The organism is Streptomyces diastatochromogenes, from assembly GCF_002242805.1.
GTDB lineage: Bacteria > Actinomycetota > Actinomycetes > Streptomycetales > Streptomycetaceae > Streptomyces > Streptomyces diastatochromogenes.
Map to the genome: position 1 here is coordinate 1 of NZ_MCGQ01000078.1, position 4,614 is coordinate 4,614.

Genomic DNA, 4,614 nt, shown 5'->3' on the forward strand with positions numbered 1-4,614 from the left:
CCGTAATCGAATGACATCGAAACCCGCCGGTATCCCTCGAACTACTGAACGTCACCCGTTCACACCCGGAAGCGCACATTCCGCCCGGACGGTATGCGTGTGACACATTCACCTGGCAAGAACGGCAAGTACGAGGACTTCGAGGGGTTGCGGGAGCGAGCGGTCGCGTTGCGGCGGGAGGGCTACAGCCTCCGGCAGATCCGGGACGAGCTGAAGATCTTCAACAACGACATCCTCAATCGACTGGTGAAGGGGGAACCTCCGCCGGAGTGGACGAAGCGACCGAACGCGAAGGACGACCTCAGGGAGAGGGCGCGGGAGCTTCGGCTGCAGGGGTGGACCTACGACCAGATCCAGGCCGCGCTGGGCTGCTCCAGGAGTTCGGTGTCGCTGTGGGTACGGGACCTGCCGAGGCCCGAACCTCGGTACACACCGGAAGAGCAGCGGGCGCTCATGCAGGAGGGGCTGGCAAGGCGCCGCGCCGCAGAGCACGAGAAGCGCAGGGAGTCCAAGGTCGCAGCCCTCCAGAACATCGGAGAACTCACGGAGCGAGAACTCCTGATGGTGGGCGTCGCGCTCTATTGGGCGGAGGGCTCGAAGAGCAAGCCCTACGACCGACGAGAGCGAGCGATCTTCGTCAACAGCGACGCCGGCGTGATCCAGACCTACCTCGCGTGGCTGGACCTGCTCGATGTGGACCGGGAGCGCCTGACCTTCCGCGTACTCATCCACGAGTCAGCGGACGTGGAGGCGGCCCACCGCTACTGGGCGACCGTCGCCGACGTGGACGTGTCCGTGTTCGCCAAGCCGACGCTGAAGAAGCACAACCCCAAGACGGTCCGCAAGAACACCGGTGACGACTACCACGGTTGTCTGGTCATCGGCGTATCCAGGAGTGCCCATTTGTACAACCGCATCGAGGGCTGGTGGAGCGGAATCGTGGCCCAAGCGCAGGCACGTCTCGGGTAAGGTCTGAAGCGCTGTCCCCCGTGGTGTAACTGGCAGCACACTGGTTTTTGGTACCAGCAGGACAAGGTTCGAATCCTTGCGGGGGAGCCGCAGCACACAAGACCTAGGTTCGGGCCCTGACGGCACAGTCAGGGCCCACTCTCATATCCCCCCAACCTCACCCCGGTATCCTGCGGCTGTCACCCACACCCATCCAGAGCCGAAGGGCAACCCCGTGAGCGCCATTCGCCCGGCAGCCGTCGTCGTTCTCGCAGCGGGTGAGGGCACCCGTATGAAGTCGGCCACACCGAAGGTCCTGCACCAGATCTGCGGCCGTTCCCTGGTCGGTCATGTGCTGGCCGCCGCCCGCGAGTTGGACCCCGCGAACCTGGTGGTCGTCGTGGGCCACGCCCGTGAGCAGGTCTCCGCGCACCTGACCGAGATCGACCCCGGTGTCCGTACGGCGGTGCAGGCGCAGCAGAACGGCACGGGGCATGCCGTGCGGATGGCGCTGGAGGAGCTGGGCGNNACCGCCGACACCCTGCAGCGGCTCGCCGCGACCCATCACGCGGACGGCAACGCCGTGACCGTGCTGACGGCCGAGGTTCCGGACGCGACCGGCTACGGCCGTATCGTGCGCGAGGACGCGTCGGGTGCTGTCACGGCGATCGTGGAGCACAAGGACGCCTCGGAGGTCCAGCGGGCGATCCGGGAGATCAACAGTGGGGTGTTCGCGTTCGACGGGCAGTTGCTGGCGGACGCGCTGAAGAAGGTGCGGACGGACAACAGTCAGGGTGAGGAGTACCTGACGGATGTCCTGGGGATTCTGCGGGAGGCGGGGCATCGGGTCGGGGCGTCGGTCGCCGGCGATCACCGGGAGATCGCCGGGATCAACAACCGGGTGCAGCTCGCCGAGGCTCGTCGGATTCTCAATGACCGTTTGGTGACGCGGGCGATGCTCGACGGAGTGACCATCGTCGATCCGGCGACGACCTGGGTGGACGTCACCGTCACCTTCGAGCAGGACTCCCTCGTGCACCCGAACACGCAGCTCATCGGCTCGACGCACATCGGTGAGGGTGCGGAGGTGGGGCCGAACAGCCGGCTGAAGGACACCCGGGTGGGTGCGGGGGCGCGGGTGGACAACACGGTGTCGGACGGTGCGCGGATCGGTGCGGAGGCGTCGGTGGGGCCGTTCGCGTATCTGCGGCCGGGTACTCGTCTTGGGAGCAAGGCCAAGATCGGTACGTATGTGGAGACGAAGAACGCGTCGATCGGTGAGGGGACGAAGGTTCCGCATCTGTCGTACGTCGGTGATGCGACGATCGGTGATTTCACGAACATCGGTGCCGCGAGTGTGTTCGTGAACTACGACGGTGAGAACAAGCACCACACGACGGTCGGGTCGCATTGCAAGACGGGTTCGGACAACATGTTTGTGGCTCCTGTCACGGTCGGGGACGGTGCTTACACCGCTGCCGGGTCCGTGATCACGAAGGATGTGCCGCCCGGTTCGCTGGCCGTGGCCCGTGGTCAGCAGCGGAATATCGCGGGTTGGGTGGCTCGGAAGCGTCCTGGGAGTGCGGCCGCGAAGGCGGCCGAGGCGGCGGTCCGCAAGGGCGAGGGCGAGGACTGACCGGAAACGTGTGCGCCAAACACGGCGTACCGTGATAAGTGCACATCCGCACGAGTGCACACCCGCACCCCTACCAGCTGATACGGCCTCTCACGCCCAGCCGAGAGGTCGTCTGAGCAGCCGGCTGGCTGAGACACCTCTGAGGAGACAGTGCTGTGACCGGGATCAAGACGACCGGCGAGAAGAAGATGATGTTCTTCTCCGGCCGCGCCCACCCCGAGCTTGCCGAGGAGGTCGCCCAGCAGCTGGGTGTCGGGGTTGTCCCGACGAAGGCCTTCGACTTCGCGAACGGCGAGATCTATGTCCGCTACCAGGAGTCGGCTCGTGGTGCGGACTGCTTTGTGATCCAGAGCCACACGGCTCCGATCAACCAGTGGATCATGGAGCAGCTGATCATGATCGACGCGCTGAAGCGTGCGTCGGCGCGGTCCATCACGGTGATTGTGCCGTTCTACGGTTACGCGCGGCAGGACAAGAAGCACCGGGGTCGTGAACCGATCTCGGCGCGTCTGATCGCGGATCTGATGAAGACGGCGGGTGCCGACCGGATTCTGACGATGGACCTGCACACGGACCAGATCCAGGGCTTCTTCGACGGTCCGGTGGATCACCTGTTCGCGTTGCCGCTGCTGGCGGACTACGTGGGCGAGAAGGTGGACCGGGACAAGCTGACGGTGGTTTCTCCGGACGCGGGTCGGGTGCGGGTCGCGGACCGTTGGTGTGACCGGCTCGGTGCGCCGCTGGCCATCGTGCACAAGCGGCGTGACAAGGACGTGGCGAACCAGGTGACCGTCCACGAGGTCGTGGGTGAGGTCAAGGGCCGGGTGTGTGTGCTGGTGGACGACATGATCGACACCGGTGGCACGATCTGTGCGGCTGCGGACGCGCTGTTCGCGCACGGTGCGGAGGATGTCATCGTGACGGCGACGCACGGTGTGCTGTCGGGTCCGGCTGCGGACCGGCTGAAGAACTCGCGGGTGAGTGAGTTCGTGTTCACGAACACGTTGCCGACGCCGGCGGAGCTGGGCCGGGATCTGGACAAGATCACGGTGCTGTCGATCGCTCCGACGATCGCGAGTGCGGTGCGTGAGGTGTTCGAGGATGGTTCGGTGACGAGCCTCTTCGACGAGCAGTGAGGTTTCTGCGAGCCCTGCTTGCGGGCTAGCCCAGGCGGCTGGCTGAAGATCCTTTTGGGTGCGGCCTCCCTTGCCGAGTAGACTGCTGCAGTTGCTCGGCGAGGGAGGCCGTGCCTGTTGGTACAGGTATCGGCGGTCCGTTATCGACGCGCTCTTCGTAGCAGGCCGTTCGTGGCCGGGTGACCCTGTCCGTTCGCGATTCCTACGAGGAGTGATCAATATGTCCGAGGTGAAGCTCGCCGCCGAGACCCGTACCGAGTTCGGCAAGGGTGCGGCCCGTCGTATCCGTCGTGACAGCAAGGTTCCCGGTGTGCTGTACGGCCACGGTTCGGACCCGCTGCACCTGACCCTGCCGGGCCACGAGCTGCTGCTGGCGCTGCGTACGCCGAACGTCCTGATCTCCCTGGACATCGACGGCAAGACCAACGAGCTGGCGATCCCGAAGTCCGTGCAGCGTGACCCGATCAAGGGCTTCCTTGAGCACGTCGACCTGCTGCTGGTCAAGCGTGGCGAGAAGGTCACGGTCGAGATCCCGGTGCACGCCGAGGGCGAGCTGGCCGCCGGCGGCAACCTGCTGGAGCACGTCCTGAACGCGCTGCCGGTCGAGGCCGAGGCCACCCACATCCCCGAGGCGCTCACCGTCTCCGTCGAGGGCCTGGAGGCCGGTGCCTCCGTCCTCGCCAAGGACATCAAGCTGCCTTCCGGTGTGACCCTGGCCGTCGACGAGGACGCGGTCGTTCTGCAGGTCCTGCAGGCGCAGGTCGAGGAGGCCGTGGAGGGCGAGGCTGCCGCGGGCGAAGAGGCCGCGGAGGCCTGACCGGCGGTTTGGCCGTAGCAGGGGTTCAGCCTGTTTGAAAGGCACCCGGTGCTGCAGGCTGTGCCCACCCGTTCCGC

The 4,614-nt window shown here is 66.0% G+C and carries 4 protein-coding genes, 1 tRNA gene and 1 pseudogene; all 6 read left to right on the forward strand.

Annotation, left to right across the window (positions count from 1 at the left end):
• Nucleotides 1-93 precede the first annotated feature (93 nt).
• The 6 genes and pseudogenes from BEK98_RS45065 (at nucleotide 94) to BEK98_RS45085 (ending at nucleotide 4,537) form a co-directional block, all read left to right on the forward strand.
• Nucleotides 94-969 carry a helix-turn-helix domain-containing protein gene (locus BEK98_RS45065; RefSeq protein ID WP_208643416.1) on the forward strand — a complete coding sequence of 292 codons (876 nt, stop codon included), beginning with the start codon at nucleotides 94-96 and terminating at the stop codon, nucleotides 967-969.
• A gap of 14 nt (nucleotides 970-983) precedes the next feature.
• A tRNA-Gln gene (locus BEK98_RS45070) sits at nucleotides 984-1,056 on the forward strand.
• Between the two features lie 127 nt (nucleotides 1,057-1,183).
• Nucleotides 1,184-1,475: NTP transferase domain-containing protein (locus BEK98_RS50560; protein WP_244202266.1), on the forward strand; the 292-nt coding region annotated here is incomplete at its 3' end.
• A gap of 2 nt (nucleotides 1,476-1,477) precedes the next feature.
• Nucleotides 1,478-2,584: pseudogene (glmU, locus tag BEK98_RS45075) on the forward strand (bifunctional UDP-N-acetylglucosamine diphosphorylase/glucosamine-1-phosphate N-acetyltransferase GlmU); the annotation flags it as partial.
• A gap of 155 nt (nucleotides 2,585-2,739) precedes the next feature.
• Entirely contained in the window at nucleotides 2,740-3,720 is a 981-nt protein-coding gene (locus tag BEK98_RS45080) for a ribose-phosphate diphosphokinase (RefSeq protein WP_094222641.1), read from the forward strand.
• A gap of 220 nt (nucleotides 3,721-3,940) precedes the next feature.
• Nucleotides 3,941-4,537, forward strand: a complete 597-nt coding sequence (locus BEK98_RS45085) for a 50S ribosomal protein L25/general stress protein Ctc (RefSeq protein ID WP_094222642.1) — start codon at nucleotides 3,941-3,943, stop codon at nucleotides 4,535-4,537.
• The last annotated feature ends 77 nt before the right edge of the window (nucleotides 4,538-4,614 follow it).